Source organism: Actinocorallia libanotica (assembly GCF_039525175.1).
Classification (GTDB): domain Bacteria; phylum Actinomycetota; class Actinomycetes; order Streptosporangiales; family Streptosporangiaceae; genus Actinocorallia; species Actinocorallia libanotica.
Genome location: NZ_BAAAHH010000025.1, coordinates 22,827 through 46,938, shown reverse-complemented (window position 1 = coordinate 46,938; position 24,112 = coordinate 22,827). Strand labels below are relative to the sequence as shown.

Below are 24,112 nucleotides of genomic sequence, written 5' to 3'. Positions count from 1 at the left end.
CGTCCGCCCCGCCGTCTCCGGAGGCGCTGGTTCCGCGAGGGCGTTCAGCCTCCGCCGGTGAAGTCCTCGCGGTTCAGTCCGGCGTCCCGCATGGCCTCCTTGAGCTTGGCCCCCGTCTCCGTCTCCTCCTTCGGCCGGGGGCGGCGGGCCTGGTCGTCGGGCTGGGGGAGGACCTGGTCGGTCTCATGGGTCTTGGGGGTCTTCTCTTCCGGCGTGGACATCGGGTGTCAGCTCCCTGCTTCGAATATGGATGTTGTGGGGCATACCCGAACGAAAGTGATGAAACGAGAAAAGGGTGAAGATCTTTCAACGATTGACCCGGAGTTGGCGAGCGCGGACCGCGGCGGCCCGCGCGGAACACCCGTCCCGCGCCCGTTCAGGGACGGGTGAAGGCGAGGACGGCGTTGTGGCCGCCGAAGCCGACGGCGTTGGACAGGGCCGCGGCGGGACCGGCGGGCAGGGGGCGCGGCGCTCCGGTGACGATGTCCAGGTCGATGGCGTCGTCCAGGTCGGCCAGGTGGGCCACCGGGGGGAGGAGCCCCTCGTGGAGGGCCAGGACGGCGACCAGGGCGCCGAGGGCGCCCGCGCCGCCCAGGAGGTGTCCGGTCATCGACTTGGAAGCGGTGATCGCCAGGCCGCCGGCGGCCGTGCCGAAGGCGGTCCTGATGCCGTTGATCTCGGCCACGTCGCCCAGCGGGGTACCGGTGGCGTGCGCGTTGACCGCCACGACCTCGGATGGGACGAGATCCGCGTCGGCCAGGCAGCGCGTCATCGCCTTCGCCGCGCCCCGGCCGTCCGTGGACGGCTGGACGATGTCGTGCCCCTCCGCCGAATAGCCAACGCCCGCTGCCACCGCGTACACCCGGGCGCCCCTCGCCAGAGCTGACTCCTCCGACTCCAGAACGAGCACCGCGGCTCCTTCGCCGAGGACGAAACCGTCCCGCGACTTGTCGAAGGGGCGGGAAGCCGTCGCCGGTTCTCCGTTACGAGTGGACATGGCACGCATCGCACCGAAGGCCGCCATCTGCAGGGGATGGATGCACGCTTCCGAGCCACCGGCGATGACCACGTCCGCCCGGCCGTTGCGGATCATCTCGGCACCGTAGCCGATGGCCTCGGAGCCGGACGCGCAGGCGCTGACCAGCGTGTGCACGCCCGCCCTCGCGTCGAATTCGCGGCCCACCTGCACGGCGGGGCCGTTGGGCGGCTGGCGGAACGGGGCGAGCGGTGAGACCTCCGCCCATCCCTTCTCCCGGAGGGTGTCGTAGCCGTCGAGCGCGCTGTGCAGCCCGCCGATCCCGCTGGAGACCACCACGCCGAGCCGGTCGGGGTCGAGCCCGGCCTCGTGTCCGGCGTCCGCCATGGCCTCCATGGCCGCGATCAGCGCGAACGCCTGGCTCCGGTCCAGCCGTTCCAGCCGCTCCGGGGAGAGCCTTCCGGAGGCGGCGGGTTCCACCGCGGCACTGGCCGCGAACCGTACCGGCAGTGCGTCGACGTCCTTCCAGGGAAGGTTCCTCGCACCGGATTCGCCCGCCAGCAGCGCCTTCCAGGTGGATGCGACGTCGCCGCCCAGCGGGGTGGTGGCACCCAGGCCCGTCACCACGACACGTGTCTTCTTCATATGCTTTTCTCCTCTTCATGTGGATCGCCGAGCGTGCTGAAGCGCGGAAGACCCTCGTCGGCCTGGTCGAGGGGATGCGGGACGGCGGTGGTGCCGCCCTCGTCACGGGTGCGGGCGGGATGGGCAAGAGCACGCTGCTCCACGAGGTCCGTGAGCGGGCGGAGGCGTCGGGGGCGACCGTGCTGGCGGCCGTCGCCGCGGCGGCCGAGAAGAACCGCCGCCTGGGCGTCATCGAGCAGCTGGTCTCCGCATCGGAACAGGTGCGGACGGCTGAAGAACTCCATCTGCTCGTCCAGCGGCTCGCGGAGCGTACGCCCGTGCTCGTCACCGTCGACGACGTCCACGAATGCGACACCGCCTCGCTGGAGTTCCTCCGGTACCTGGTGCGCAGAGCCGGGCTCTCCCGGGTCTTGGTCGTGCTCGGAGAACGTTCCGAGCCGAGCGGCTCGCGGACGGCCGAGCAGTTCCTCCGCGATCCGCGTTGCGCGCTGATCCGGCTGGCCGCCCTCTCCGTCCGGGAGACCGCGGAGGTGCTGGGCCGCGAACCGGGCGGAGGGCCGTCCGCCGCTCCCGAGTGGCATCGGATATCGGGCGGCAATCCGCTGCTGCTGCGCGCTCTGTTGCAGGACAGTGCCTGCGGTGACGGACCCGAGCCGGGTGCGGCGTTCCGGTTGGCGGTCCGGTGCCTTCTGGACGGCACGGTGTCGCGTACCGCGCACGGGCTGGGCCTGCTGGACGGTGCCGCGACGCCGCCGAGACTCGACCGCCTCCTCGCGCTGCCGCCCGGTACCGCCGAGCAGGCTCTCGCGGGCCTGGACGCCCTCGGCCTCACCGAGTCCGGCCGATACCGCGCCGAGGCCGTACGCAAAGCCGTGCTGGAAACGTTCTCCGCCACGGAACGTGCGGAATTGGAGCATCAGGTGGCCCGTCTTCTTCATGAAGAGCGAGCCACGGCCACCTCGATCGCCCGGCATCTCGTCGCAGGCGGATCTCCTGGCGCGGCGTGGGGTGTTCCGATCCTCCGGGAGGCCGCCGGTCTGGCATTGCTGGAGAACGACGTGGCATGGGCCATCACCTGCCTGCGAACGGCATATGACGCCTGCGAAGACCACTCCGAACGGGCGACCGTCCGTTCGGACCTGGCTCAGGCCGAATGGGAGGCGGACCCGGCAGCCGTCCTCCGGCACCTGCCCGAGCTGCTGGAAGACCAGCACGAAGGGAGGCTGGACACGCTGCGGACCGTCCGGCTCATCGGCCACCTGATGTGGCACGGCAGACCTGAAGCGGCCGACGGCATCCTGAGCGGCCTGGACGGCGGCGGTGAAGCGGCCCGCCTCTGGTTCGCCTACGCCTACCCCGTACCGGGAGCCCGCTACCGGACCCGTTCCGTTCTCGCCCGGATGCGGCTCGGCCGGCACGTCCAAGCCGTCGATCCGCACTCCGACGGAGCGCTCGTACTCCGCTCCCTGCTCTCCGACGGGCCCACCGTCCCGGCCGTGGAGGCCGCGGAAAGGCTGTTGCAGGAGCTGCTCCTCCACGCTCCACCGGTGGCTCCCGCGATGGCCGCGCTCGCTTCCTTCGTCAGGTCCGCCCGGCTGGACGAGGCTTCCACGTGGTGTGAAGCCCTGTATGAGAACGCCGAGGCGCGCACTCCGGCCGTCCGGGCGATCCTCGCCGCCGCCTGCGCGACCGTCGAAAGTCGACGCGGCGTCTTCGACACGGCTCGGGAGCGTGCCGACGAGGCACTCTCGCTGCTGAGCCCGGCCGCCTGGGGCGTCGTCATCGGCATCCCCCTGGCCGCGAAAGCCCTGGCGTGCACCGCGCAGGACGATCACGAGACGGCGGCGGAGTGCTTCCGCGTTCCGGTCCCCGAGGCGATGTTCGAGGCGCTTCCCGGGCTGCACTACTGCACGCCCGCGGGCTCCACCACCTCGCGGCGGGACGCCACCGCGCGGCGCTCGGCGACTTCCACGCCTGCCGGGACCTGATGGCCGCCTGGCGGATGGACGTCTCCTCGTCCCTCACCTGGCGCGCGCCCGCCGCCGAAGCCCTGTTCTCCCTGGGCGAAGGGGAACGGGCGGCGGCACTCCTGGCCGAGGGAACGGACCGGAAGGGACCCGACGCGCTCAGCGCGGCCGAAAGGCGGGTCGTCCGGCTCGTCCGCCGCGGCCTCGGCAACCGCGAGATCGCCGAAGAGCTCTTCGTGACGGCCAGCACCGTGGAGCAGCACCTGACCCGCGCCTACCGCAAGCTCGGCGTCCGCGGCCGTGCCGAGCTGGCCGCGGTGCCGGAGACCACCGCCCATTGACGCCGCCTTCCTTCCAGATGCCTCGGAAGGATAGGAACGGCTCTCACGCCGCAGAACCCCTGTTCGCCCGGCGGGAACCCCTCATCCCGGCGGTAGGGGGTGCCTCAGGACAGGAGGGACTTGAGGGTCGGACCGTGGGAGTCCATCCAGGAGCAGAGGTCGATGAAGACGGTCTCGGCCGCCACGCGGCCCGCGGCGTGGTGGTCGTCGCGGGCGCGCCGGAAGCGCGCGCCGAGCTCGTCGATGACCGCGGCGGGGTCGTCCCAGCCGTAGGCGGTGCAGAAGAGGGCGACGCGGCGGGCCTGCTCGTCGAGGTCGAAGAGCGGCTCGGCCACCGCGGCGAAGCACCAGACGGCGTGGCCGAGATCGGCCAGGCGGGTGCCGGGGGTGAGGGTGTCGTCCCAGTCGATGAGGCCGACCGCCTCCTCGCCGACGAACACCGTGTTGTGCGGGCCGAGGTCGCCGTGGCAGACGACCTCCGCGCCGCCGGCCACCGGCGTGCCGGCCGTGGCGTCGTGGAAGGCCCTGATCAGGCGGCCCGCCGAGGCGATCTGCGCGTCCGCGAGCAGGGCGGCGTCCGGGACCACCTCGCCGGGGAGGAAGGTGAGGATCTCCCGGTCGTGCTCGTCGACGCCCAGGAAGCGCGGTGCTCCGGCGAATCCGGCGCGCTCCAGATGGAGCAGCACCTCGCGGGTGAAGGGGCCGGTCGCGTGGGCGGGCCTGCGCACCGTGTCCCCCACCCGCACCAGGCCCAGAGTCTCGCCGCCGCCCAGGGTCTGCTCGCTCATCCCGCCCACCCAACACTCCGCCGCGCGGACCGGCAAGGGACGTGACACAAGAGTGATCAACTTCTGTCGGCGGGGCGGACTGACAGCGACTTGACCGTATATTCCGTTTCTGAGATTTCCCGTCAAGTCCCGCTTACTGTGGAGTACATGCGATCCGATCTTGCGGCGTTCGAACAGAGGCTCGCCGTCCGGCACACCGTGCCCGACGTGCTCAAGGCGACCTGTTCCCACCTGCTGGACCGGGTTCCCGCCGACGTCTGGTGCTCCGTGCTGCTCGACCCGGCCACCCTGCTCGACACCGGGGGGCACGTCGAGAAGGGCTTCCCCCGGGAGTACCTGATGAAGATCTTCGAGATCGAGCACTTCGCCGGGGACGAACCCGGCGGCTTGCGCGACCTGGCCGCCGGAACGGCCACCACCCGGCTGCTCAGCCGCTCCATGGGCGGACGGCTGGAGGACAGCGCCTACTACCGGACGATCCTGCGCCCGCAGGGACTCGGCGACGAGTTGCGGCTCGTCCTGCGCGACGGCCCCTACATGTGGGGCGTGCTGGTGTGGTGCCGCGCCGAGGGAGGCCCGCCGTTCACCCCGGCGGAGGAGGAGATCGCCGCCCGCCTCGCCGCCCCCGCCGCCGACGCGCTGCGGCGCGCCCTCCTGCTGAACGGAGTCGACACCGGCACCGACGCCCCGGGCCGTCTCATCACCGGCGTCGACGGCACCATCCGCTCGGCGAGCCCCACGGCCCTCGCCTGGCTGGACGTTCTGGCGGGCGACCCGGAGCAGAACCGGCAGCTCCAGGGCACGATCGACGCCGCGCTCTTCTCCGGCACGGCCCGTTCCGTCATCCCCGTCCGCGACGGAGGGAGCCTGTCCGTCCACGCCTGGTCGGTGCACCTGGACGGCGAGCAGACCGTCGCCGTCTCCCTCGGCCCCACCCCGTCAACGACCCCGCGCGCGCTCATCCTCGCCCCCTACGACCTGACCGAGCAGGAGGAGGAGGTCGCCTGGCACACCCTGCGCGGCCACTCCCCGGAGCACATCGCCGAGCACCTCTCCCGCGCCCCCGAGGCCGTTGCCGAACGCCTGGAGAACGTGCTGCGCAAATCCGGCCTGGACAACAGGCAGGCCTTCGTCGCCGACGTCCTCTGCCGCCACTACCTCCCCTTCTTCGGCCGCGGTCCCCTGTCCACCGACGGGCGCCGCCTCCCCGAAGCCGCCGGCTGAGCCCTGGGGCGCCCTCAGACGAGCCGGTCGACCAGGGAGTGCATCTGGTCGCGGAAGTACCGACGAGCGCCCGGATCCTCCGGAAGGCCCTGCTCCCCGGCCCGGTCCGGCAGCCCGCCGTGCACGAAGCCCCGCGCCGACCACATCATCAACCAGCCCAGGAACCGGAGATCGAGCTCCGGGCGCACGCCCTCCCACCCCTGGGCGGTCAGCACCACCAGCAGCGGAGGCGGGAACTCGTCCTCGGGAAAGGTGAGGTCCACCGCGTCCTTGAGCGCCCGCTGCTCCCACAGCCCCGGAACCTCCGGATGAAGGAACACGAAGTCCAGGAAGGCGTCCAGCAGGTGGTGCAGCCCCGCCACGTCGTGCGGGGTCTCCTTCATCGCCGCCTGCAGATGCGCCACGTCCCGCTCGTAGAACCAGGTGACGACCGCGCGGTAGAGCTTCTCCCTGCCGCCCTGGAGCAGCGGCGACTCCTCGCTTCCCCGCCCCACCGCGGCGGCGATCAGCTCCATGCTGGTCCCGTCGTACCCCAGTTCCGCGAACAGCCTCCCCGCCGTCTCCAGAACCCGCTCGTCCATCTCCTTGATCCAGAAATCCACGGCATCCCTCCGCTCTTCACCCCTTCAACACCGCTCCCATTCCCGATTTCCTCCCGCCACGGGAAAAGAGAGGTCAGGAAACGGGCTTGAGTCTCCAGTCAGGGGAGACCGCACAGTGGGGGACATGGACGGCGAGCACCTGTACACGATCGGAGAACTGGCCCGGCGCACCGGGCTGGCGGTCAAGACGATCCGGTTCTACTCCGACAGCGGCGTGGTGCCGCCGACCGACCGCAGCCCCGCCGGCTACCGGCTCTACGACCTCGACGCCCTGGTGCGCCTGGACCTGGTGCGGACGCTGCGCGAACTCGGATTCGACCTGGCGGCGATCCGGCGCGTACTGGACCGCCGGGTCTCGGTACCCGAGATCGCCGCGGTGCACGCCGACGCCCTGGACGCGCAGATCCGCACGCTGCGGACGCGCAGGGCGGTGCTGAGAGCGGTGGCCGAGCGCGGTTCCGACCCCGAGCTCACCGAACAGGTCCGCGAGCACGTCGAATCCGCCCGCGCCTCCGGCATCGACCCGGCCTCCGACCGGGCACGAACGGTCCTCGACGGGATCATCGCCCGCTCCTGCGCCGCCTTCGGCGAGACCGACTCCCCCGAGTACCGCGCCGCCCTCCTCACCCGCGTGGAGACCGCCAACGATCCGCGGACCGAGCGCTGCTTCCAGCTTCTCGGCATCATGAACGGCTGGCCCCCGATCCCGACCCTGGTCCCCGTCTTCGACTGGTTCGTCCAGTCCCTCCGCCACCACCCCGTCCCGTAGGACGGATCAGGCCGGGAGGTCGGAGGGGGCGGAGAGGCGGCCGAGGACGGCGGTGGCGGCGGCCACGGGCGGGGAGACGAGGTGGGTGCGGGCGCCCTTGCCCTGGCGGCCTTCGAAGTTGCGGTTGGAGGTGGAGGCGCTGCGGTGGCCGGCGGGGAGCCTGTCGGGGTTCATGCCCTGGCACATGGAGCAGCCGGGGTGGCGCCACTCGGCGCCCGCGGCGGTGAAGACGCGGTCCAGGCCCTCCTGCTCGGCCTGGAGCTTGATCTTGACGGAGCCGGGGACGACGAGCATGCGGACGTGGTCGGCGACGCGGCGGCCGCGCAGGAGGGCCGCGGCGGCGCGGAGGTCCTCGATGCGGCCGTTGGTGCAGGAGCCGAGGAAGACGGTGTCGATCCGGATGTCCTTCAGCGGGGTGCCGGGGGCCAGGTCCATGTAGGCGAGCGCCTTCTCGGCGGCGTCCCGTTCGGCGGGGTCGGGGAGGTCCGCCGGGTCGGGGACGCGCGTGTGCAGGGGGGCGCCCTGGGCGGGGTTGGTGCCCCAGGTCGCGAACGGGGTGAGGGAGGCGGCGTCGATGACGACCTCCTTGTCGAAGACGGCGTCGTCGTCGGTGCGCAGGGTCTTCCAGTACGCCAGGGCCTCGTCCCATACGGCGCCCTCGGGAGCGTGGGGGCGGCCCTTCAGGTAGGCGAAGGTCGTCTCGTCAGGGGAGATCATGCCGGCGCGTGCGCCCGCCTCGACGGACATGTTGCAGACCGTCATGCGGCCCTCCATCGACAGGGCGCGGATCGCCTCGCCGCGGTACTCGATGACGTGGCCCTGGCCGCCGCCGGTGCCGATCTCGGCGATGACCGCCAGGATGACGTCCTTGGCCGTGACGCCCGGTCCGAGCGCTCCGTCGATCGTCACGGACATCGTCCGGAAGGGCGTCGAGGAGAGCGTCTGGGTGGCCAGGACGTGCTCCACCTCGCTGGTGCCGATGCCGAAGGCCAGCGCGCCGAACGCGCCGAGGGTGGCGGTGTGCGAGTCGCCGCAGACGATCGCCATACCGGGCTGGACGAGGCCGAGCTGGGGCGCCATGACGTGCACGATGCCCTGGTCGGGGTCCTTCAGGGAGTGGATGCGGATCCCGGACCCGGCGCAGTTGGCGCGCAGCGTCTCCAGCTGGGTGCGGGAGAGCGGGTCGGCGATGACGTCGACGTCGTCGGTGGGGACGTTGTGGTCCTCGGTCGCGATCGTCAGGTCGGGCCGCCGGACGGTGAGGCCCGCGGCGCGCAGCCCCGCGAAGGCCTGCGGGCTGCTCACCTCGTGCAGGAGGTGGAGGTCGACGTAGATCAGGTCGGGGCGGCCGGCGGCGCGGTGGACGACGTGCCGCTCCCAGATCTTGTGCGCGAGGGTCTGGCCCATGGGCTTCCTCCTGCCAGGGCGTCTCACCGAATGAGACGCCGGTCCCGGATCGCGGTCATCCTATGAGAAAAGTCTGATCTTTGGTAGAGGAGGCTTCGGCCCCGCCGGTCCTCCCGAAGGACATGCGGGGCCGAAGCATCTGATCAATGCGTCACCGGGGCGAACTGGGCACGGTGCAGGGCGGCGTAGGCGCCGTCGCGGGCGAGGAGCTCCGCATGGGTCCCCTGCTCGGCGACCCGTCCGGAGTCCAGGACGACGATGAGATCGGCGTCCCGGATCGTGGACAGCCGGTGCGCGATCACGAAGCTCGTGCGACCCCGGCGCAGCTCCTTCACGGCCCGCTGCACCAGCAGCTCGGTACGGGTGTCGACGGAGCTGGTCGCCTCGTCGAGGATGAGGATCCGCGGGTCGGCCAGGAAGGCGCGCGCGATCGTGATCAGCTGCCGCTCCCCCGAGCTGACCCCGGACGCCTCGTCGTCCAGCACGGTGTCGTACCCGTCGGCGAGCGTCGCGACGAACCGGTCGACATGCGCCGCGCGGGCCGCCCGCTCCACCTCCTCCCGGCTCGCCCCCTCCTTCCCGTACGCGATGTTCTCCGCGATCGTCCCCTGGAAGAGCCACGCGTCCTGCGACACCATCCCCGTCGCCGACCGCAGCTCCCGCCGCGCCATCCCCGCGACGTCCGCCCCGTCCAGCGTGATCCGGCCCGCGTCCGGCTCATAGAACCGCATCAGCAGGTTGACCAGCGTCGTCTTCCCCGCCCCCGTCGGCCCGACGACCGCCACCGTCCGCCCCGGCTCCGCCACCAGCGACACGTCCTCCAGCAGCCGCCTCCCCGGCTCGTAACCAAACGAGACACCCGAGAACACCACCCTCCCCCCACGACCTCCACCCGGCACCGCCGGCTCCCGCCCGACGGGCCGCTCCACGTCCGCGCCTCCGCCCGACCCGGCAGACCGCTGCTCCGCAGTGAGCCGTCCTACGTTCGAGGCGGGGGTTCCCGTGCGGGTGGCGAAGGTTCCCATGCGGGCGACAGGGGTTTCCGTGTGAGTGGAGAGGGCATCCGTGCGGGCGGCAGGGGCTTCCGTGCGAGTGACAGAGGTTCCCGTGCGGGTGGAAAGGGCTTCCGTGCGAGTAGCGGGGGTTTCCGTGTGGGTGGAAAGGGCTTCCGTGCGGGTGGCGGGATGTTGCGGGTCGGGGGACTGTTCGGGTTCGTCGAGGAGAGCGAAGACGCGGTCGGCGGAGGCCAGGCCGGACTGGAGGAGGTTGACCAGGCCCGCGAGCTGGCCTGTGCCCTGGGTGGCCTGTTGGGAGTACTGGATGAAGGCCTGGACGTCGCCGAGGGAGAGCGAGCCGGAGGCCACGCGGTGGGCGCCGGCGACCGCGATCAGGAGGTAGCCGACGTTGCCGAGCAGCATCGTCGCCGGGCGGGCCAGGCCCGAGACGAACTGCGCCTTGAAGGACGCCCGGTAGAGGTCCTCGTTGTACGAGGCGAAGCGCCGGGCCGCCTCCTCGCTCCGGCCGGACAGGCGGACGACGGCATGTCCGGTGAACACCTCCTCCACATGCCCGTTGAGCTTGCCCGTCGTCCCCCACTGTGCCAGGAAGCGCGGCTTGGCGCGCTCGGCCGCCCACCGGGCTGTGGACAACGACACCGGGATCACGACGAGGGCGATGAGGCTCAGCAGGGGCGAGATCCAGGACATCATCGCCAGCACGCCGACCAGGGACAGCACCGAGTTGAGCAGCTGGCCGAGGGTCTGGGAGAGCGTCTGGGAGAGGTTGTCGACGTCGTTGGTGACCCGGCTGAGCAGGTCGCCGCGCGGCCGCTCGTCGAAGTAGCGCAGCGGGAGGCGGGACAGCTTGGCCTGCGCCAGGTCGCGCAGCCGGTACATCGATCGCTGCACCAGCCTGCTCAGCACCCGCCCCTGCAGCAGCAGGAAGAACGACGAAGCCAGGTAGAGGGCCAGGAGCCGGAGCAGCACGTCGCGGAGGCCCGCGAAGTCCACCGGGCGGTCGCCGGTCACTCCGTCGAAGATGAGGTCGGTGGCCCGGCCCAGGACCTTCGGGGCCGCCACCATGCACACCACTCCGGCCAGTGTGGAGAGCACGGCCAGCGAGATCAGCCTGCTCTCGGGACGTAGCAGCTCCAGCAGTCGACGGCCCGTGCGCGCCGCGTCACGGGACTTCTCAGCGGGCGCGTTCAGGAAGGCCGCCGGGCCGCGGAAGACCGTTTCCTTGTCGGTCATGCCGCCTCGCTTTCGGTCAGCTGGGACAGGACGATCTCGCGGTAGGTGGAATTGCCGGCCATCAGCTCGTGGTGGGTGCCCGTACCGACGACCGTGCCGCGGTCCAGGACGACGATCCGGTCGGCGTGACGGATCGTGCTGACGCGTTGAGCGACGATCAGGACGGTCGCGCCGGACGTATAGGCGGGCAGGGACGCACGCAGCGCGGCATCCGTGGCGTAGTCGAGCGCGGAGAAGGCGTCGTCGAAGAGGTAGACATCGGGCCGCGCGACGAGCGTGCGCGCGATCGCCAGCCGTTGCCTCTGTCCGCCGGAGAGGTTGCCTCCGCCCTGGTTGACGGGCGCTTCCAGCCCTTCGGGAAGCGCTTCCACGAAATCGCGGGCCTGTGCGACCTCAAGCGCCCGCCAGAGTTCGTCTTCCGTGGCGTCCGGGCGCCCGTAACGCAGGTTGGAGGCAACGGTTCCGGAGAACAGGAAAGGCTTCTGCAGGATGTATCCGACCGTGCTGGAGAGCAGGGAGGGATCGAGTTCCCGTACGTCGACGCCGCCGACGAGCACGGTGCCGGCCGTCGTGTCGAACAGCCTCGGGATGAGATCCAGCAGGGTCGTCTTGCCGCTTCCGGTGCTGCCGACGATCGCGACGACCTCGCCGGGCTCGGCCACCAGGTCGACGTCGTGCAGGACCGGCTGCTCCGCCCCGGGGTAACCGAAACCCACTCCGCGCAGCTCCACGCGTCCCCGAGCCGGAAGTTCCCGGACGGGCCGCGCGGAGGGAACGACACTGGAGACCGTGTCGAGCACTTCGCGAATCCGCTGCGCCGATACCTCCGCACGCGGCATCAGCAGCACCGTGAAGGTCGCGAACATGACCGTCATCAGGATCATCATCAGGTAGGCGAGGAAGGCCATCAGCGAGCCGACGCCCATCGTTCCCGCGTCCACCCGATGGGCGCCGAACCAGAGCACTCCGACGCTGGAGAGGTTCGCGAGCAGCATCACCAGCGGGAACATCATCGCGATGAGGAACCCGACACGCGTCGAGACACCGCGCAGCTCCCGGTTGGTACGGCGGAAGCGCTCCCGTTCCGTATCCTCCTTCACGAACGCCCGTACGACCCGTACGCCGGTGATCTGCTCGCGTAGAACGCGGTTGAGAGTGTCGAGGTACTCCTGTGTCCGGAGGTAGAGGGGCCGCATGCGACGCAGGATCACCGCGAAGATGACGGCCATTGCAGGCAGCGCCAGCAGCAGCACCGCGGACAGCGACACGTTCTCGCGCAGCGCCATGACGATGCCGCCCACGCACATGATGGGTGCGGTGATGAGCATGTTGAACGTCAGCAGCGCCACCATCTGCACCTGCTGGACGTCGTTCGTGACACGGGTGATGAGTGATGGCGTGCCGAACCGGCCCACTTCCCGTCCAGAGAACGTCTGGACCTTCGTGAAGAGGTCGGCACGCAGGTCCCGGCCGACGGCCATCGCGGCGCGGGCGGCGTAGTAGGTGGCGCCGATGGAGCCGGCGGCGCCCGCCAGGGCCACCGCCAGCATCACCAGGCCGAGTTCGAGGATTCTTCCGGTGTCTCCGGCGACCACGCCTTCGTCGACGATGTCGGCGTTGAGGGCGGGCATGAAGAGCATGCCGAGGACGGTCAGAATCTGCAGAAGCAGGATCAGGACGAGTTCGCGCCGGTAGGGGCGGAGGTGCTCGCGGAGCAACCGGGCCAGCATCGGTCCCCTCCCGTCAGCTGCCGTAGGGGTTGCGTCGCTTGGCTTCGCGCAGGGCGTCCGCCCACCAGACGAGCTGGTCCAGCATCGTCTTCGCGGCCTGGTTGCAGCCGTCGGGACTGGTGGGGAAGCTTCCGTCCTCGCCGACGTGGCCCCACACGTTGTGGAAGCTCACCCCGTCCCGGACGGAGACCATGTGCATCTCCGCGAAGATCTGCCGGAGCTGCTCGACGGCGCGCAGCCCGCCCGACATGCCGCCGTAGGAGACGAAGCCGACGGGCTTGGCCTGCCACTCCTTGTAGAAGGAGTCGATGGCCGTCTTCAGGGGAGCGGGGAAGCTGTGGTTGTACTCCGGCGTCACCACCACGAACGCATCCGCGTCCGCGAAACGCGGCCTGGCCGCGCCGACAGCGGGGTCCTTCCCGTCCATGTCCTCCGGCAGCCTCAGCTCCGCCAGGTCCAGGACGTCCACCTTCACACCCGCGTACGCTTCGGCCCGCTCGACGAACCACCGCGCGACCAGCGGGGACATCCGCCCCTCACGGGTGCTCCCCAGCAGCACGGCGAGCTTGATCGGTCCGGTCATCGTTTTCTCCCATCGGTGAAAGAGCGATCACCGGCAGGTTAGAAGTTGAAGTTAACTTCAAGTCAAAGTATGAATCCAGTGCCCTGGATCACAGGGCCGCGGCGTTGACCTCGAGTCGACTTCAACTTTCACGATGGACTTCCACGCGAGGAGGTCCTCATGATCCTGATCACCGGAGCCACGGGAAACGTCGGCGGCCAGGTGGCCGCCGGCCTGGCGGACCTGGAACCCCGCCGCCTGTCCCGCTCGGCGAGCGGCCCCGGAGCCGTCGCCGGGGACCTGACCGACCTGGAGCTGATGGAGAAGGCACTGGACGGCGTCGACCGCGTCTTCCTGCTGTGGCCCATGGCGCCCGCTCCCCTGGCCGAGCCGCTGGTGGACCTCCTGTCCCGTCGGGTGGAGCGAGTGGTCTTCCTGTCCACCCTCACCATCGCGGCGGGCCTGGACGACGACATCACGCGCACCCATGCCGAGCTGGAGCGGATGATCGACGAGTCCGGCCTGGCGCGTACGTTCATCCGCGCAAGCGGATTCGCCACCAACCTGTTGTGGGAGGCTCACGCCATCAAGTCAGGTGTCGTGCGCAAGCCCTTCGGCGCCGCGGGCCGTTCTCTCGTACACGAGCACGATCTCGGGGCCGTCGCCGCCCAGGCGCTGCGTGACGACGCCTACGCCGGCACCGAACTGGTCGTCACCGGACCGGAGGCGGTGACGCAGCGACGACAGATCGAACTCATCGCGGAGGCCACCGGCCGTCCGATCCGCTGGGAGGAGCTGTCGCAGGACGCCGCTCACGCCGAGATGGTCGGTGCGGGCTGGGATCCGACCATGGCGGCGGACCTCCTCGACTACTACGGCTCGCTGGTCGAAGCCCCCGAGCCCGTCACTTCCACGGTCGCGGACGTGACGGGGGTGCCTGCGCGCTCCTTCCGCCAATGGGCACAGGATCACGCGGACGCCTTCCGCTGACATCAACCGCATCGAGCGACCAGAGCCTCGACCTGTTCTGAGAGAGGTGCGCTCCCCAGCCGATTGTCCAGCGTGAGATGAGGCACCGGAGGCGGAACATCCGGCTGCATACGCGCGATGAAGGCATCGAAGGCGGCCAGTTTCCCCGTGTCACGCGCAAGGTTCCTGGACGTGAGGCGGGCGTGCAGGGTGGTCGCGTCCGTGCGGATCCAGATGAGCCTCACGGGCGGGCCACCCAGTTCCTCCCGCCAGATCTCCCATCTCCGCGGATCCCGAATCTGACCGGTGAACGGACCACTGAGCAGTACAGGGCATCCGTGGGAGCGAATTTCACGGGCGGTGGCCGTCAACCCCGCATACTCGTGGCCCTTGATGTTCTCGTCGTACCAGGAGCCTTCACGTTCTCCCGGATCGCGCGACGCGGCCGCAAGCGTCGCCGCAACGAACGGACCGTACAACGTGTCCTTGTCCAGGAGCGCCGGAACCGGCCGAAGCCTCTCCAGAAGGAGCGCACAGGCCGTCGACTTGCCGCTCCCGGGCGGTCCGGCCACGATCCAGACGGGCGCCGATGCGTTCATCCCGCCACGTTATGCCGAGGGGCCCGGCTTGCCGCCGGGCCCCTCGGGTTCGGATCAGGTGTGGACGGACTCCTTCAGGGCGCCGCCGGCGACCCACTTCTTCCACGGGATCTGGAAGTAGCCCCAGCCGTTGTTCCAGTCCAGCTTCCGCTTCGTGCCCGTGATGATGACCTTGTCGCCGCGGTAGGACCACTTCATGAACCACTTCGCGTCGCCGCCGGGGGAGCGGACGCAGCCGTGGCTGCAGTTGCGGCGGCCGAGGCAGGAGGGGTCGGACATGTTCTGGTGGATGTACTCGCCGCTGGCGCTGATGCGCGTCGCCCAGGGGATCATCTCGTCGTAGTAGCCGGGGTCGCCCTTCTCCTTGCCGGGGGAGATCATCCGCTCCAGCTTGCTGTGCGCCATCACCAGGTGCACGCCGCTGGTGGTGATGAGGACGTCCACGCCGTTCTTCCGCTCGCCGCCGGAGCCGAGGCTCACCGGCCAGGAGCGCACCAGCTTGCCGTTGCGGTAGGCCTTCGCGCGGTACTTCTTGGAGTTGATCTTCACCACGTGCGAGTCGCCGACCCGGAACGACATGCTGCCGTTCTTCATGCCGACGACCTTGTTCCCGGCCTTGACGCCCTTCAGCGCGGCCCGGACGGTCACCGTCTGGTTGGGCTTCCACTCCGTCTTCGGCCGGAAGATCGCCAGCGACGTGCCGCGCGTGCTCGTCGTCCAGAACCAGGCGCCCTCGGTCGACTTGGTCGACTCGACGACCAGCGCCTGCTCCACCGCCTTCTTGTTGCGGATCTTCTGGTTGAACCGCAGCATGATCGGCATTCCGGTGCCGACCTTCTCACCCCGCCGCGGCGTGATGTCATCGATCGAGAGCGTCCGGGCCTTCGCCCGCTCCGCCCCCTCGTCCGCCGCCGGTGCGGCCGCCGCCCCGCCGGCCAGTCCCGTCACCAACACCAAAGAGCCCAACCCGAGCAAGGCGACGCCACGCATGTTCTCTTCTCCAGGGGATTCGCGCGCCGGGAGTATGCCCCCATACCCCGACAAGCACTAACGAGCAGATCGAAAACACTACTCGTCCACTGCTGCACCTTCCCTGGCGATCCCCCCAGAATCAACCAGATCCTCACCCACCCGACTCACAACCGTGACGCCGAAAAGGGAACCTTCCCGGCCGAGGCTGAAAACCGACATATCCCCCCGGTCCGCGTGGCCGTCCAAGGGGACGCGATCACGACGCGCGGCCCGCCACGTGCGGCACCGGCGTCGCGAGGCGGGGAGCGTGCGGTGCGCCTACTCGCCGGTGGACCCGTCGATGCGCTCGCGCAGCAGATCGGCGTGGCCGTTGTGCCGCGCGTACTCCTCGATCATGTGCGTGAGGACGTACCGGAGCGAGAAGACGCGACCCGTATGGTGCACACCGGTGACGTCGAGGGACTCGGCGGCCGCCGCGATCGCCCTGGAACTCGCGCACTCCTCCCGCCACACCGCGAAGGCCTCGTCCACGTCGGCGCCCTCGACGTCGAAGCCCGAGGCCCTCGGCGACCCCGTTCCCCACCGCAACCGCACGCCGTCCCCCGCGATCACGTTCCGGAACCAGCCGCGCTCGACCTCCGCCAGGTGCCGCACCAGCCCCAGCAGCGACAGATCCGAAGGCGGGATCTCCTTGCGCCGGAGCTGCTCGTCCGTCAACCCCGCGCACTTCAAGGCCAGCGTGTCCCGTTGGAACTCCAGGAAGCCGACCAGTGTCGACCGCTCGTCCGCCGCCCAAGGCCGCTCATACCGCCGCTCTTCACTCATGCACGGATCCTCACCGCCGTCCCCCGAACCTGTCCATGCATTTCCTCGCCTTCGCCGGAGCGCGCCCCTGCATCGCACACAGCGTGTTCTGTCACACCCCCTCGGTAGCTTCGGGGCATGGTGATCGATGGAGATCTGCTGCGGAGCACGGTCGGTGCGCATGTCGCCGCCGGGGCCGTGCCCGGTGCCGTGGTGGCGGTCGCGTCGGGCGGGGAGACGCAGGTCGCGGCCGTGGGCGAGATCCGCGGCGACGCGGTGGTGCGCCTCTCGTCCATGACGAAGCCGTTGCTGGCCGCGCTGACCCTGACGCTGGTCGAGGACGGTGTGCTGGCGACGGACGACGGGATCGAACGGTGGATCCCGGAACTGGCGGACCGGCGCGTCCTGCGGCGGCCTGACGCGGCCCTCGACGACACCGTGCCCGCCGAGCGGCCGATCACCGTGGACGACCTGCTCACGATGCGGATGGGGTTCGGCCTGTACTTCGACGGGCCGTGCCCCGTCCTGGCGGAGGCGGCGTCCCTCGGCCTCGGGATCGGGCCGCCCGATCCGGCCTCCCCGCTCACCCCCGACGAGTGGATCGCCCGTTTCGCCCGGCTGCCCCTGATGTACCAGCCCGGTACGGAATGGGCGTATGACCTGGCCTTCGGCGTCCTGGGCGTCCTCCTCTCCCGCGCCGCCCGGCAGCCCCTCGACGTCCTGCTCCGCGACCGCCTTCTCCAGCCCCTGGGCATGGCCGACACCGGCTTCGCCGTCCCCGCGCACGCCGGAGACCGCCTGATCCCCTGCCTCACCCGCGACGAGCAGGACCGGCTCGTCACGTTCGACGGAACCGACGACAGCCGCTGGAACGCCGCGCCGGCCTTCCCCGACGCGCGCGGCGGCCTGGTCTCCACCGCCGCCGACTACCTGCGCTTCGCCCGGATGCTGCTCGCCGGAGGCAGGGCCGACGACGGCACCCGCCTGCTCTCCCCGGCGTCCGTCGCGACCATGACCACCGACCACCTCGGTTCCCCGCCCCGTTCCCCCACCGTCCGGGCGCTCCTCCAGGACAGCGGGTGGGGCTACGGCCTGGAGGTCGCCTCCCACCACGGCAGTGGCGCGCCCATCCGCCGTTACGGCTGGGCCGGCGGCCTGGGCACCCTCTGGTACTCCTTCCCCGACCATGACGCCGCCGCCGTCCTGCTCACCCAGTGCCTCCCCCCGCCCGCCCCGCTGTTCGACGCCTTCCTGTCCGCCCTCCACCACGCCCTCGACGCCTGAACCGCAGGAGCCCCCCCATGGAATACAAGCTGCAACTCGTCCTCGTCCCCGTCACGGACGTCGACCGCACCAAGGCCTTCTACGCCGAGAAGCTCGGGTTCACCCTGGACCTGGACGTCCAGCGCGGCGAGGACTTCCGCATCGTCCAGTTCACCCCGTTCAGCTCGTCCTGCTCCCTCGCCATCGGGAAGGGCATCACCCAGGCCGCCCCCGGCTCCGTCCAGGGCCTCCACCTCGTCGTCACCGACATCGAAGCCGCCCACGCCGACCTCACCTCCCGCGACGCCCCCGTCAGCGAGATCTTCCACTTCGCGGACGGCGACCGCCGTCCCGGCCCCGCGCCCGACCGTGCCGACTACGGCTCCTACCTCTCCATCGACGACCCCGACGGCAACGGCTTCCTCATCCAGGAGGTGGGCCACTCGCCCCGGTGAACCCGGGCCCCGCCCACTGACGGGATCCCGGTCGGCATCCGCCGATGCGCCCTGCCGCGTCGGTGTCGTCGCCAAGCGCCGATAAAACGCGCGCAAGCAATTCATCAGCTCCCCTTTCGGAGCCATTGGCCGCTTCGGATCAATCGACCGCGACCACTTTCTCCTCTCGCCATGAGAGAGGAGTTGATCTTCCTTGAGAAGCGCCCGGGAAAAGCAGACGGCACATCTCGGAGCCCGCGCGGCCCGAGGGCTTCAACCCCATGCCGAGCAGGGCTCTCCAGCCGGACGGAGAGTCCCGCGAAAGCAATTTAGGGCAGCCTTGCCTTACCCTCGAACACGTATCCGACGTCACATGCGAAAGGGAATGAGGCACAGGGGAAGAATGTTGTCATCACTGATGGCCGGCGGCGCCGGAAGAACACCCGGACCCGCCGGAGGCCTTCCGCCCGCACGACACCGAACACCGTTATCGCATATTCCAGCGCCGCGACATCCGGGCGCCGCCGGACGACCCGTCCGGAGTTCCATGAAGGGGATCCACAGAGATCATGAGGGAGTCCGCCACACTCAAGGACCGTCCTGAGACCACCGAGATCACCACCCTGACCGAATCCCGCACGTACGCCGCCCCGTCCCGTACGGAGGGTTCCCGGGCGCGTGTGGAGGGGGCGGAGTCGCGGGAGGACGGTTCCGAGAGGCGTACCGGTGGCCTTGAGCGGAGGCTCAACGCCCTGCGTGCGGGTGTGCTGGGCGCCAACGACGGCATCGTGTCGACCGCGGCCGTCGTCGTCGGCGTCGCCGGGGCGACCTCCGCCACCCAGCCGATCCTGCTGGCCGGGCTCGCCGCCTCGATCGGCGGCGCCGTGTCGATGGCGCTCGGCGAGTACGTCTCCGTCCACAGCCAGCGCGACAGCCAGCGCCACCTCATCGAGGCCGAGCGCCGCGCCCTGTCCGCCGATCCCGACACCGAGCTGCAGGCCCTGGTCCGCTCCTACGAGGACCGCGGCCTCTCCGCCAAGACCGCCCGCCAGGTGGCGCGCGAGCTGTACGAGCACGACCCCCTGGACGCCCAGCTGCGCGAACGGCACAACCTCGACCTCGACGACGTCACCAGCCCCTGGCACGCCGCGATCGCCTCGTTCACCGCCTTCGTGATCGGCGCCGTCCTGCCCCTCCTGGCGATCCTCCTGCCCGCCCCGCACCTGCGCGTCCCGACGGCCTTCGCCGCCACCCTCGCCGGCCTGGCCCTCGCAGGCGCCCTCGCCGCCCTGATCGGCGGCGGCTCCTGGCTCCGCGCCGCCACCCGGGTGACCGCAGGCGGCGCCCTGGCCCTGGCCGCCACCTACCTGACCGGCTCCCTCCTCGGCACGACCGGACTCGTGTAACCCCCACCGCTCCCGACACCCGCCCCTCGAAGGCCCGCCGAAAGGCGGCCCTTCGAGCAGCCGTGCCACGACCCCCAAGCCCGGCCAACCTTCCCCGCCTGCGTCCGCCCGAGCCGAAACAGACACAGCACCCATTCGGCCGCCCGGTGGGGAACAACCGTCCATCCGCTGAGGAACAGGCAGCGCAACGTCCCGTCGTTCGAGGGCTCGGGCTGTGGTGGCGGGCGGGGGAGAATGTCGTTCGGGGTGGGCGTTAGGGCTGTGCTCTGGTGGGGAGGATCAGCGCATGGAGCGACAATTCACCCCCGGGACGGCAGAGTTGATCGCCGGGGCGCGGCGGCATGCGGTGGGAGATCTGCTGCGTCGGACGGCGGCACGGTATCCGGAGAAGACGGCGGTCGTCGCGGATGGGCGGCGGGTGGGGTTCGCCGGGTTCGATCTGGCGGTGACGCGGTGCGCCAACGCGCTCAAGGCGCGAGGGATGGGCAAAGGGGATCGGCTGGCGCTGTTGAGCCACAACTCGTGGCAGTTCGCCGTGCTGGTCTTCGCGACGGCGCGGCTGGGCGTCGTGCTGGTGCCGGTCAACTTCATGCTCGGTGCGGCGGAGGTCGCGTACATTCTCGCCCATTCGGAGGCGAGCGGGATGGTCGCCGAGGGCGCGCTCGTGCCTACGGCGGATGAGGCGATCGCTCTCTCGGGGCTTTCCGGCGGGGTGCGCGGCAAGATCGGGCCGGCGGGCGGCCCGGATGCGGCGGGTGAAGGGTGGGAGGACGTCGACTCCTGGATCGACGGCGGGGACGAGACGCCCGTTGAGGTCCTGGTCGATGACGATGATCCGCTGCGGCTGATGTACACCTCCGGTACGGAGTCGCGGCCCAAAGGTGTGCTGCTGTCCAGCCGTTCGCTGATCGGACAGTACGTCTCGTGCGCGATCGACGGGGGGATGAGCGCCGACGACGTCGAGGTCCACGCGCTGCCGATGTACCACTGCGCGCAGCTCGACTGCTTCTTCTCCGTCGACGTCTACCTGGGCGCCACCAGCGTCGTCCTTCCCTCGCCCGAGCCGGCCGCGCTGCTCGCCGCGATCGAGGCCGAGAAGGCCACCAAGCTGTTCTGCCCCCCGACGGTGTGGATCTCGCTGCTGCGCCACCCCGACTTCGACACCCGCGACCTGTCGAGTCTGCGCAAGGGCTACTACGGCGCGTCCCCGATGCCCGTCGAGATCCTGCGCGAACTGCGGGAGCGCCTTCCCGACGTGCGGTTGTGGAACTTCTACGGCCAGACCGAGATGTCGCCGCTCGCCACCATCCTCCGCCCGCACGAGCAGCTCCCGCACGCCGGTTCGGCGGGCCGCGCCGCCCTCAACGTCGAGACCCGCGTCGTCGACGACGAGGACCGTCCGCTGCCGCCCGGCGAGGTCGGCGAGATCGTGCACCGCAGCCCCCACGCCTCCCTGGGCTACTACAACGACGAGGCCAAGACCGCCGAGGCCTTCCGCAACGGCTGGTTCCACTCCGGCGACCTCGGTGTCATCGACGCCGACGGGTACCTGACCGTCGTCGACCGCAAGAAGGACATGATCAAGACCGGCGGCGAGAACGTCGCCTCCCGCGAGGTCGAAGAGGCCCTCTACCGGCTCGAAGGCGTGGCCGAGGCGGCGGTCTTCGGCATCGGCCACCCCCGCTGGATCGAGGCCGTCACCGCCGTCATCGTCCCCAAGCCCGGCGCCGGCCTCACCCCCGAGGCCGTCCACGCCCACGCCCGCGAGATCCTCGCCTCCTACAAACGCCCCAAGTACGTCGTCTTCACCGACGCCCTCCCCAAGAACCCCAGCGGCAAGATCCTCAAGAAGGACCTCCGCGTCCAGCACGCCGGACTCGCCGCGGAAGACGCCTAGAGCGCAGCGGGAACCTCCCGGTTCCCGCTGCGGAGACCTCCGGGACCCGCTCAACGCCAGTGCGGCAAAGCCGCGACCGGACCGGCCTTGCGGGCGGTAGCGGCCGGCAGCCCCTCCGGATCATCGCTCACCGGGCCGAGGCGGATCTCCCGGAGCCCGTCCGCCTCCAAGGCGATCGCCCGAAGTGCGGACCCCTGGCCACCGGCGCCGACATCACGGAAAGTAAGGTGATCATCACCGGAAAGTGACAGGCGGGAGCGAAGATGCAGGTCCTCGTGGTGGCGGTCCTCGCCCTCATCGGCGCCGCGATCCACTGGCGTCTGCGCCGCCGCGACGCGGGCCCCGCCACCGCGGTCGACATCTTCCTGGTGTGGTGGCTGGTCGTCGCCGTGGGAGTCGGCACGACCATAGGCGCCGCCGCCCACCTCTTCGACGGCCCCGCGGTCGCCGAGAAGATCGGCTACACCCGGGGCAACGGCGGATTCCAGTTCGAGAACGCGATGGGCGACCTGTCCATAGGCATAGCCGGGCTCCTGTGCGTCCGCTTCCGCGGCGACTTCTGGCTGGCGGTCATCATCGTCCTGTCCATCCAGTTCTACGGCGACGGATTCGGCCACCTCTACTACTGGCTCGCCGAGAACAACACCAGGCCCGACAACATAGGCGCGCCCCTGTGGCTGGACTTCATCCTCCCCACCTTCGCCTGGATCCTCTACGCGGTCTCCCGCAGACGAAACGGAGACGCGGTCCCTCCCGCCGGCCGATGGACGTCGCGCCGCGCCGGTTGATCACCGGTCCACCGCAGACGGCCGGCGGCACCGCGCACGGTTCCGCGCCCCCGGCCGTCGGGGTGACCGGTCAGGCGCGTTCCGGACCCGGCTCGGCGGTGTCCGCGGCGGTGCCGTCCGAAGATCCTCCGGGCTTCATGTGGAGGACCTCGCGGGCCTGCTCGGCGGCGCGGGCGTTGCTCTCGCTGACGAAGTCGAGGAAGCGGGCGATGTTCTCGAGGCGGGCGGCGGCCGGGGTGCCGCGGCCGAGGACCTCGACTCCCTGCCGTGCGGTCTCGACGATCTGGAGGAGCGCCCGGGCGCTGGCCATCGTCGACTCGTACCAGATGTCGTCGTCGACGACGTAGCGCTCGCGGCGGCGTTCGTCGCGTTCCCGGCGGACGAAGCCCTGGCCCTCGAGGAACGCGATCGCCTTGGAGATGGACGCCGGGCTGACCTGGAGGCGCCGGGCGAGTTCGGCCGCGGTGAGGCTGCCCTCGTCGGTGAGGGAGATGCTGGCCTGCACCCGGGCCATCATCTTCGGCATGCCCGACTGTATGAGGACGGTGGCGAACGACTCCTCGTACGCGCGCACGGCCTCGGCGTCGCGGCCGTCGGCCCGCGCGGACGCCTGCGCGTCCCGGGGCGCGGCCTGCCTGCGCCGCTGGGTGCGGCGCTCGGTGGCGCGGTGCGCCAGGTCGGCGCGGTAGCCGGCGGGGCCTCCGTTGCGCATCACCTCGCGCGTGACCGTCGAGGTCGGACGGTCGATGCGCCTGGCGATCTCCGCGTAGGGAAGGCCGTCGGCCAGCCCCAACGCGATCTGCTGACGTTCCTGCTGGGTGAGCCTGCCTCCCGGCATCGCAACCTCCTCGATGTTCCCCAATGCCGCCAGCATAGCGTTCATCCTCAGTTCATTGCAACGAACCCCCCATGATCGTTGCATTAGCTTCGATACCGATTGCAACGATATCGACGCTTCTACCTGCGCATATGCAAATCCAATGCAACAAGCATGTTGCCAACTCCTCGAACGCAACGTAGCTTTTCCATTGTTCGAAACAACGAGCCACAGGAGAACAAGATGCAGTTCGACACCTCCGCCCCCATCACCGCCGTCCTCGACATCCCCGCGGGGCGCATCCGGTTCATCGCCGCCGACCGCGCCGACACCACGGTCGAGGTCCTGCCCGCGGACGCCTCGAAGGGCCGCGACGTGAAGGCCGCGGAGCAGACGAAGGTCGAGTACGCCGACGGCGTCCTGCGGATCACGGCCACGGTGAAGAACCAGGTCCTCGGCCCCTCCGGATCCGTCGAGGTGACCGTCCAGCTGCCCGCCGGCTCCCACGTCGAGGCGAAGGCGGCCGGCGCCGAGTTCCGGGTCGTCGGACGGCTCGGCGACATCGTCTTCGAGAGCGCGCAGAGCCAGATCAAGATCGACGAGGCGGCGAGCGCCCGCCTCACCGTGAGCGACGGCGACGTCGAGATCGGCCGGCTGGGCGGCCCCGCGGAGATCGGCGTCAGCAGGGGAGACATCCGGATCGCCGAGGCCGTGCGCGGCAAGGTCGTGCTCCGCACCCTGTCCGGCGACATCTCGGTCGGCGCCGCCGCCGGCGTCTCGGCCTCCCTGGACGCCGGCACCGACCACGGCCGCATCACCAACGCCCTCAAGAACGACGGCGCCACCGAGCTCGACCTCCACGCCACCACCGCCCAGGGCGACATCACCGCCCGCAGCCTCTGA

The 24,112-nt window shown here is 70.5% G+C and carries 23 protein-coding genes; 11 read left to right on the top strand and 12 right to left on the bottom strand.

Annotated features, from left to right (window positions below; genetic code table 11):
* Positions 1–44 precede the first annotated feature (44 nt).
* Positions 45–221: a hypothetical protein gene (locus tag ABD140_RS26445; RefSeq protein WP_344243685.1), complete on the bottom strand. Its 177-nt coding sequence runs from the start codon at positions 219–221 to the stop codon at positions 45–47.
* Positions 222–376: 155 nt separating this feature from the next.
* On the bottom strand, positions 377–1,621 hold the full coding sequence (locus ABD140_RS26440) for a beta-ketoacyl-[acyl-carrier-protein] synthase family protein (protein ID WP_344243684.1): 1,245 nt from the start codon (positions 1,619–1,621) through the stop codon (positions 377–379).
* Positions 1,622–1,638: 17 nt separating this feature from the next.
* Between ABD140_RS26440 and ABD140_RS26435 the strand changes: the two genes are divergently transcribed.
* Positions 1,639–3,609 carry an ATP-binding protein gene (locus ABD140_RS26435; protein ID WP_344243683.1) on the top strand — a complete coding sequence of 657 codons (1,971 nt, stop codon included), beginning with the start codon at positions 1,639–1,641 and terminating at the stop codon, positions 3,607–3,609.
* Complete coding sequence (locus tag ABD140_RS26430) at positions 3,609–3,929, top strand: LuxR C-terminal-related transcriptional regulator (protein WP_344243682.1); 321 nt, start codon at positions 3,609–3,611, stop codon at positions 3,927–3,929. Before ABD140_RS26435 ends, ABD140_RS26430 begins: the two co-directional genes overlap by 1 nt.
* 104 nt (positions 3,930–4,033) lie before the next feature.
* On the opposite strand, the gene ABD140_RS26425 is transcribed toward ABD140_RS26430, so the two are convergent.
* Positions 4,034–4,717: a phosphotransferase gene (locus tag ABD140_RS26425; RefSeq protein WP_344243681.1), complete on the bottom strand. Its 684-nt coding sequence runs from the start codon at positions 4,715–4,717 to the stop codon at positions 4,034–4,036.
* 147 nt (positions 4,718–4,864) lie between these two features.
* Here ABD140_RS26425 and ABD140_RS26420 point away from each other — a divergent pair, with 147 nt between their 5' ends.
* Complete coding sequence (locus tag ABD140_RS26420; RefSeq protein ID WP_344243680.1) at positions 4,865–5,941, top strand: helix-turn-helix transcriptional regulator; 1,077 nt, start codon at positions 4,865–4,867, stop codon at positions 5,939–5,941.
* Between the two features lie 14 nt (positions 5,942–5,955).
* Here ABD140_RS26420 and ABD140_RS26415 read toward each other — a convergent pair whose 3' ends face one another.
* Entirely contained in the window at positions 5,956–6,543 is a 588-nt protein-coding gene (locus ABD140_RS26415; protein ID WP_344243679.1) for a TetR/AcrR family transcriptional regulator, read from the bottom strand.
* Between the two features lie 124 nt (positions 6,544–6,667).
* Here ABD140_RS26415 and ABD140_RS26410 point away from each other — a divergent pair, with 124 nt between their 5' ends.
* Positions 6,668–7,312 (top strand): MerR family transcriptional regulator, encoded by a 645-nt coding sequence (locus ABD140_RS26410; RefSeq protein ID WP_344243678.1) that lies wholly within the window; start codon positions 6,668–6,670, stop codon positions 7,310–7,312.
* Between the two features lie 6 nt (positions 7,313–7,318).
* Here the strand turns inward: ABD140_RS26410 and leuC are convergent, their stop codons facing one another.
* From leuC to ABD140_RS26390, 4 genes are all read right to left on the bottom strand, one after another.
* On the bottom strand, positions 7,319–8,719 hold the full coding sequence (leuC, locus tag ABD140_RS26405) for a 3-isopropylmalate dehydratase large subunit (protein WP_344243677.1): 1,401 nt from the start codon (positions 8,717–8,719) through the stop codon (positions 7,319–7,321).
* A 143-nt stretch (positions 8,720–8,862) separates the two neighbouring features.
* The gene (locus ABD140_RS26400) at positions 8,863–10,968 is read right to left on the bottom strand and encodes an ABC transporter ATP-binding protein (RefSeq protein WP_344243676.1); all 2,106 of its coding nucleotides are present in this window, start codon (positions 10,966–10,968) and stop codon (positions 8,863–8,865) included.
* Positions 10,965–12,698 (bottom strand): ABC transporter ATP-binding protein, encoded by a 1,734-nt coding sequence (locus ABD140_RS26395; RefSeq protein WP_344243675.1) that lies wholly within the window; start codon positions 12,696–12,698, stop codon positions 10,965–10,967. The genes ABD140_RS26400 and ABD140_RS26395 overlap by 4 nt, the downstream gene beginning before the upstream one ends.
* Before the next feature lie 13 nt (positions 12,699–12,711).
* Positions 12,712–13,281 carry an NADPH-dependent FMN reductase gene (locus ABD140_RS26390; RefSeq protein WP_344243674.1) on the bottom strand — a complete coding sequence of 190 codons (570 nt, stop codon included), beginning with the start codon at positions 13,279–13,281 and terminating at the stop codon, positions 12,712–12,714.
* A gap of 159 nt (positions 13,282–13,440) precedes the next feature.
* Between ABD140_RS26390 and ABD140_RS26385 the strand changes: the two genes are divergently transcribed.
* Positions 13,441–14,250, top strand: coding sequence for an NmrA family NAD(P)-binding protein (locus ABD140_RS26385; RefSeq protein ID WP_344243673.1), 810 nt, complete (start codon positions 13,441–13,443; stop codon positions 14,248–14,250).
* Between the two features lie 2 nt (positions 14,251–14,252).
* Here the strand turns inward: ABD140_RS26385 and ABD140_RS26380 are convergent, their stop codons facing one another.
* The 3 genes from ABD140_RS26380 to ABD140_RS26370 all read right to left on the bottom strand — a co-directional run bounded on the left by ABD140_RS26380 (position 14,253) and on the right by ABD140_RS26370 (position 16,625).
* Positions 14,253–14,828, bottom strand: coding sequence for a P-loop nucleotide/nucleoside kinase family protein (locus tag ABD140_RS26380; protein ID WP_344243672.1), 576 nt, complete (start codon positions 14,826–14,828; stop codon positions 14,253–14,255).
* A gap of 54 nt (positions 14,829–14,882) precedes the next feature.
* Positions 14,883–15,776, bottom strand: a complete 894-nt coding sequence (locus tag ABD140_RS26375) for a L,D-transpeptidase (protein ID WP_344243671.1) — start codon at positions 15,774–15,776, stop codon at positions 14,883–14,885.
* 342 nt (positions 15,777–16,118) lie between these two features.
* Positions 16,119–16,625 (bottom strand): DinB family protein, encoded by a 507-nt coding sequence (locus ABD140_RS26370; RefSeq protein ID WP_344243670.1) that lies wholly within the window; start codon positions 16,623–16,625, stop codon positions 16,119–16,121.
* 117 nt (positions 16,626–16,742) lie between these two features.
* Here ABD140_RS26370 and ABD140_RS26365 point away from each other — a divergent pair, with 117 nt between their 5' ends.
* The 5 genes from ABD140_RS26365 (at position 16,743) to ABD140_RS26345 (ending at position 22,392) form a co-directional block, all read left to right on the top strand.
* The gene (locus tag ABD140_RS26365; protein ID WP_344243669.1) at positions 16,743–17,888 is read left to right on the top strand and encodes a serine hydrolase domain-containing protein; all 1,146 of its coding nucleotides are present in this window, start codon (positions 16,743–16,745) and stop codon (positions 17,886–17,888) included.
* A gap of 17 nt (positions 17,889–17,905) precedes the next feature.
* Positions 17,906–18,322, top strand: a complete 417-nt coding sequence (locus ABD140_RS26360) for a VOC family protein (protein WP_344243668.1) — start codon at positions 17,906–17,908, stop codon at positions 18,320–18,322.
* A 548-nt stretch (positions 18,323–18,870) separates the two neighbouring features.
* The gene (locus tag ABD140_RS26355; protein ID WP_344243667.1) at positions 18,871–19,707 is read left to right on the top strand and encodes a VIT1/CCC1 transporter family protein; all 837 of its coding nucleotides are present in this window, start codon (positions 18,871–18,873) and stop codon (positions 19,705–19,707) included.
* Between the two features lie 286 nt (positions 19,708–19,993).
* A complete protein-coding gene (locus ABD140_RS26350; RefSeq protein ID WP_344243666.1) occupies positions 19,994–21,604 on the top strand; it encodes a fatty acyl-CoA synthetase in 1,611 nt (536 codons plus the stop codon).
* A 263-nt stretch (positions 21,605–21,867) separates the two neighbouring features.
* The gene (locus ABD140_RS26345; RefSeq protein ID WP_344243665.1) at positions 21,868–22,392 is read left to right on the top strand and encodes a DUF6790 family protein; all 525 of its coding nucleotides are present in this window, start codon (positions 21,868–21,870) and stop codon (positions 22,390–22,392) included.
* Between the two features lie 70 nt (positions 22,393–22,462).
* On the opposite strand, the gene ABD140_RS26340 is transcribed toward ABD140_RS26345, so the two are convergent.
* A complete protein-coding gene (locus ABD140_RS26340; RefSeq protein WP_344243775.1) occupies positions 22,463–23,230 on the bottom strand; it encodes a GbsR/MarR family transcriptional regulator in 768 nt (255 codons plus the stop codon).
* Positions 23,231–23,452: 222 nt separating this feature from the next.
* Here ABD140_RS26340 and ABD140_RS26335 point away from each other — a divergent pair, with 222 nt between their 5' ends.
* Positions 23,453–24,112 (top strand): DUF4097 family beta strand repeat-containing protein, encoded by a 660-nt coding sequence (locus ABD140_RS26335; RefSeq protein ID WP_344243664.1) that lies wholly within the window; start codon positions 23,453–23,455, stop codon positions 24,110–24,112.

What these genes read in the sequence shown, in the direction of transcription:
- ABD140_RS26445 (WP_344243685.1), bottom strand. Translation starts at nt 221, where the DNA reads ATGTCCACGCCGGAAGAGAAGACCCCCAAGACCCATGAGACCGACCAG.
- ABD140_RS26440 (WP_344243684.1), bottom strand. Translation starts at nt 1,621, where the DNA reads ATGAAGAAGACACGTGTCGTGGTGACGGGCCTGGGTGCCACCACCCCG.
- ABD140_RS26435 (WP_344243683.1), top strand. Translation starts at nt 1,639, where the DNA reads ATGTGGATCGCCGAGCGTGCTGAAGCGCGGAAGACCCTCGTCGGCCTG.
- ABD140_RS26430 (WP_344243682.1), top strand. Translation starts at nt 3,609, where the DNA reads ATGGCCGCCTGGCGGATGGACGTCTCCTCGTCCCTCACCTGGCGCGCG.
- ABD140_RS26425 (WP_344243681.1), bottom strand. Translation starts at nt 4,717, where the DNA reads ATGAGCGAGCAGACCCTGGGCGGCGGCGAGACTCTGGGCCTGGTGCGG.
- ABD140_RS26420 (WP_344243680.1), top strand. Translation starts at nt 4,865, where the DNA reads ATGCGATCCGATCTTGCGGCGTTCGAACAGAGGCTCGCCGTCCGGCAC.
- ABD140_RS26410 (WP_344243678.1), top strand. Translation starts at nt 6,668, where the DNA reads ATGGACGGCGAGCACCTGTACACGATCGGAGAACTGGCCCGGCGCACC.
- leuC (WP_344243677.1), bottom strand. Translation starts at nt 8,719, where the DNA reads ATGGGCCAGACCCTCGCGCACAAGATCTGGGAGCGGCACGTCGTCCAC.
- ABD140_RS26400 (WP_344243676.1), bottom strand. Translation starts at nt 10,968, where the DNA reads ATGACCGACAAGGAAACGGTCTTCCGCGGCCCGGCGGCCTTCCTGAAC.
- ABD140_RS26395 (WP_344243675.1), bottom strand. Translation starts at nt 12,698, where the DNA reads ATGCTGGCCCGGTTGCTCCGCGAGCACCTCCGCCCCTACCGGCGCGAA.
- ABD140_RS26390 (WP_344243674.1), bottom strand. Translation starts at nt 13,281, where the DNA reads ATGACCGGACCGATCAAGCTCGCCGTGCTGCTGGGGAGCACCCGTGAG.
- ABD140_RS26385 (WP_344243673.1), top strand. Translation starts at nt 13,441, where the DNA reads ATGATCCTGATCACCGGAGCCACGGGAAACGTCGGCGGCCAGGTGGCC.
- ABD140_RS26380 (WP_344243672.1), bottom strand. Translation starts at nt 14,828, where the DNA reads ATGAACGCATCGGCGCCCGTCTGGATCGTGGCCGGACCGCCCGGGAGC.
- ABD140_RS26370 (WP_344243670.1), bottom strand. Translation starts at nt 16,625, where the DNA reads ATGAGTGAAGAGCGGCGGTATGAGCGGCCTTGGGCGGCGGACGAGCGG.
- ABD140_RS26365 (WP_344243669.1), top strand. Translation starts at nt 16,743, where the DNA reads ATGGTGATCGATGGAGATCTGCTGCGGAGCACGGTCGGTGCGCATGTC.
- ABD140_RS26360 (WP_344243668.1), top strand. Translation starts at nt 17,906, where the DNA reads ATGGAATACAAGCTGCAACTCGTCCTCGTCCCCGTCACGGACGTCGAC.
- ABD140_RS26355 (WP_344243667.1), top strand. Translation starts at nt 18,871, where the DNA reads ATGAGGGAGTCCGCCACACTCAAGGACCGTCCTGAGACCACCGAGATC.
- ABD140_RS26350 (WP_344243666.1), top strand. Translation starts at nt 19,994, where the DNA reads ATGGAGCGACAATTCACCCCCGGGACGGCAGAGTTGATCGCCGGGGCG.
- ABD140_RS26345 (WP_344243665.1), top strand. Translation starts at nt 21,868, where the DNA reads ATGCAGGTCCTCGTGGTGGCGGTCCTCGCCCTCATCGGCGCCGCGATC.
- ABD140_RS26340 (WP_344243775.1), bottom strand. Translation starts at nt 23,230, where the DNA reads ATGCCGGGAGGCAGGCTCACCCAGCAGGAACGTCAGCAGATCGCGTTG.
- ABD140_RS26335 (WP_344243664.1), top strand. Translation starts at nt 23,453, where the DNA reads ATGCAGTTCGACACCTCCGCCCCCATCACCGCCGTCCTCGACATCCCC.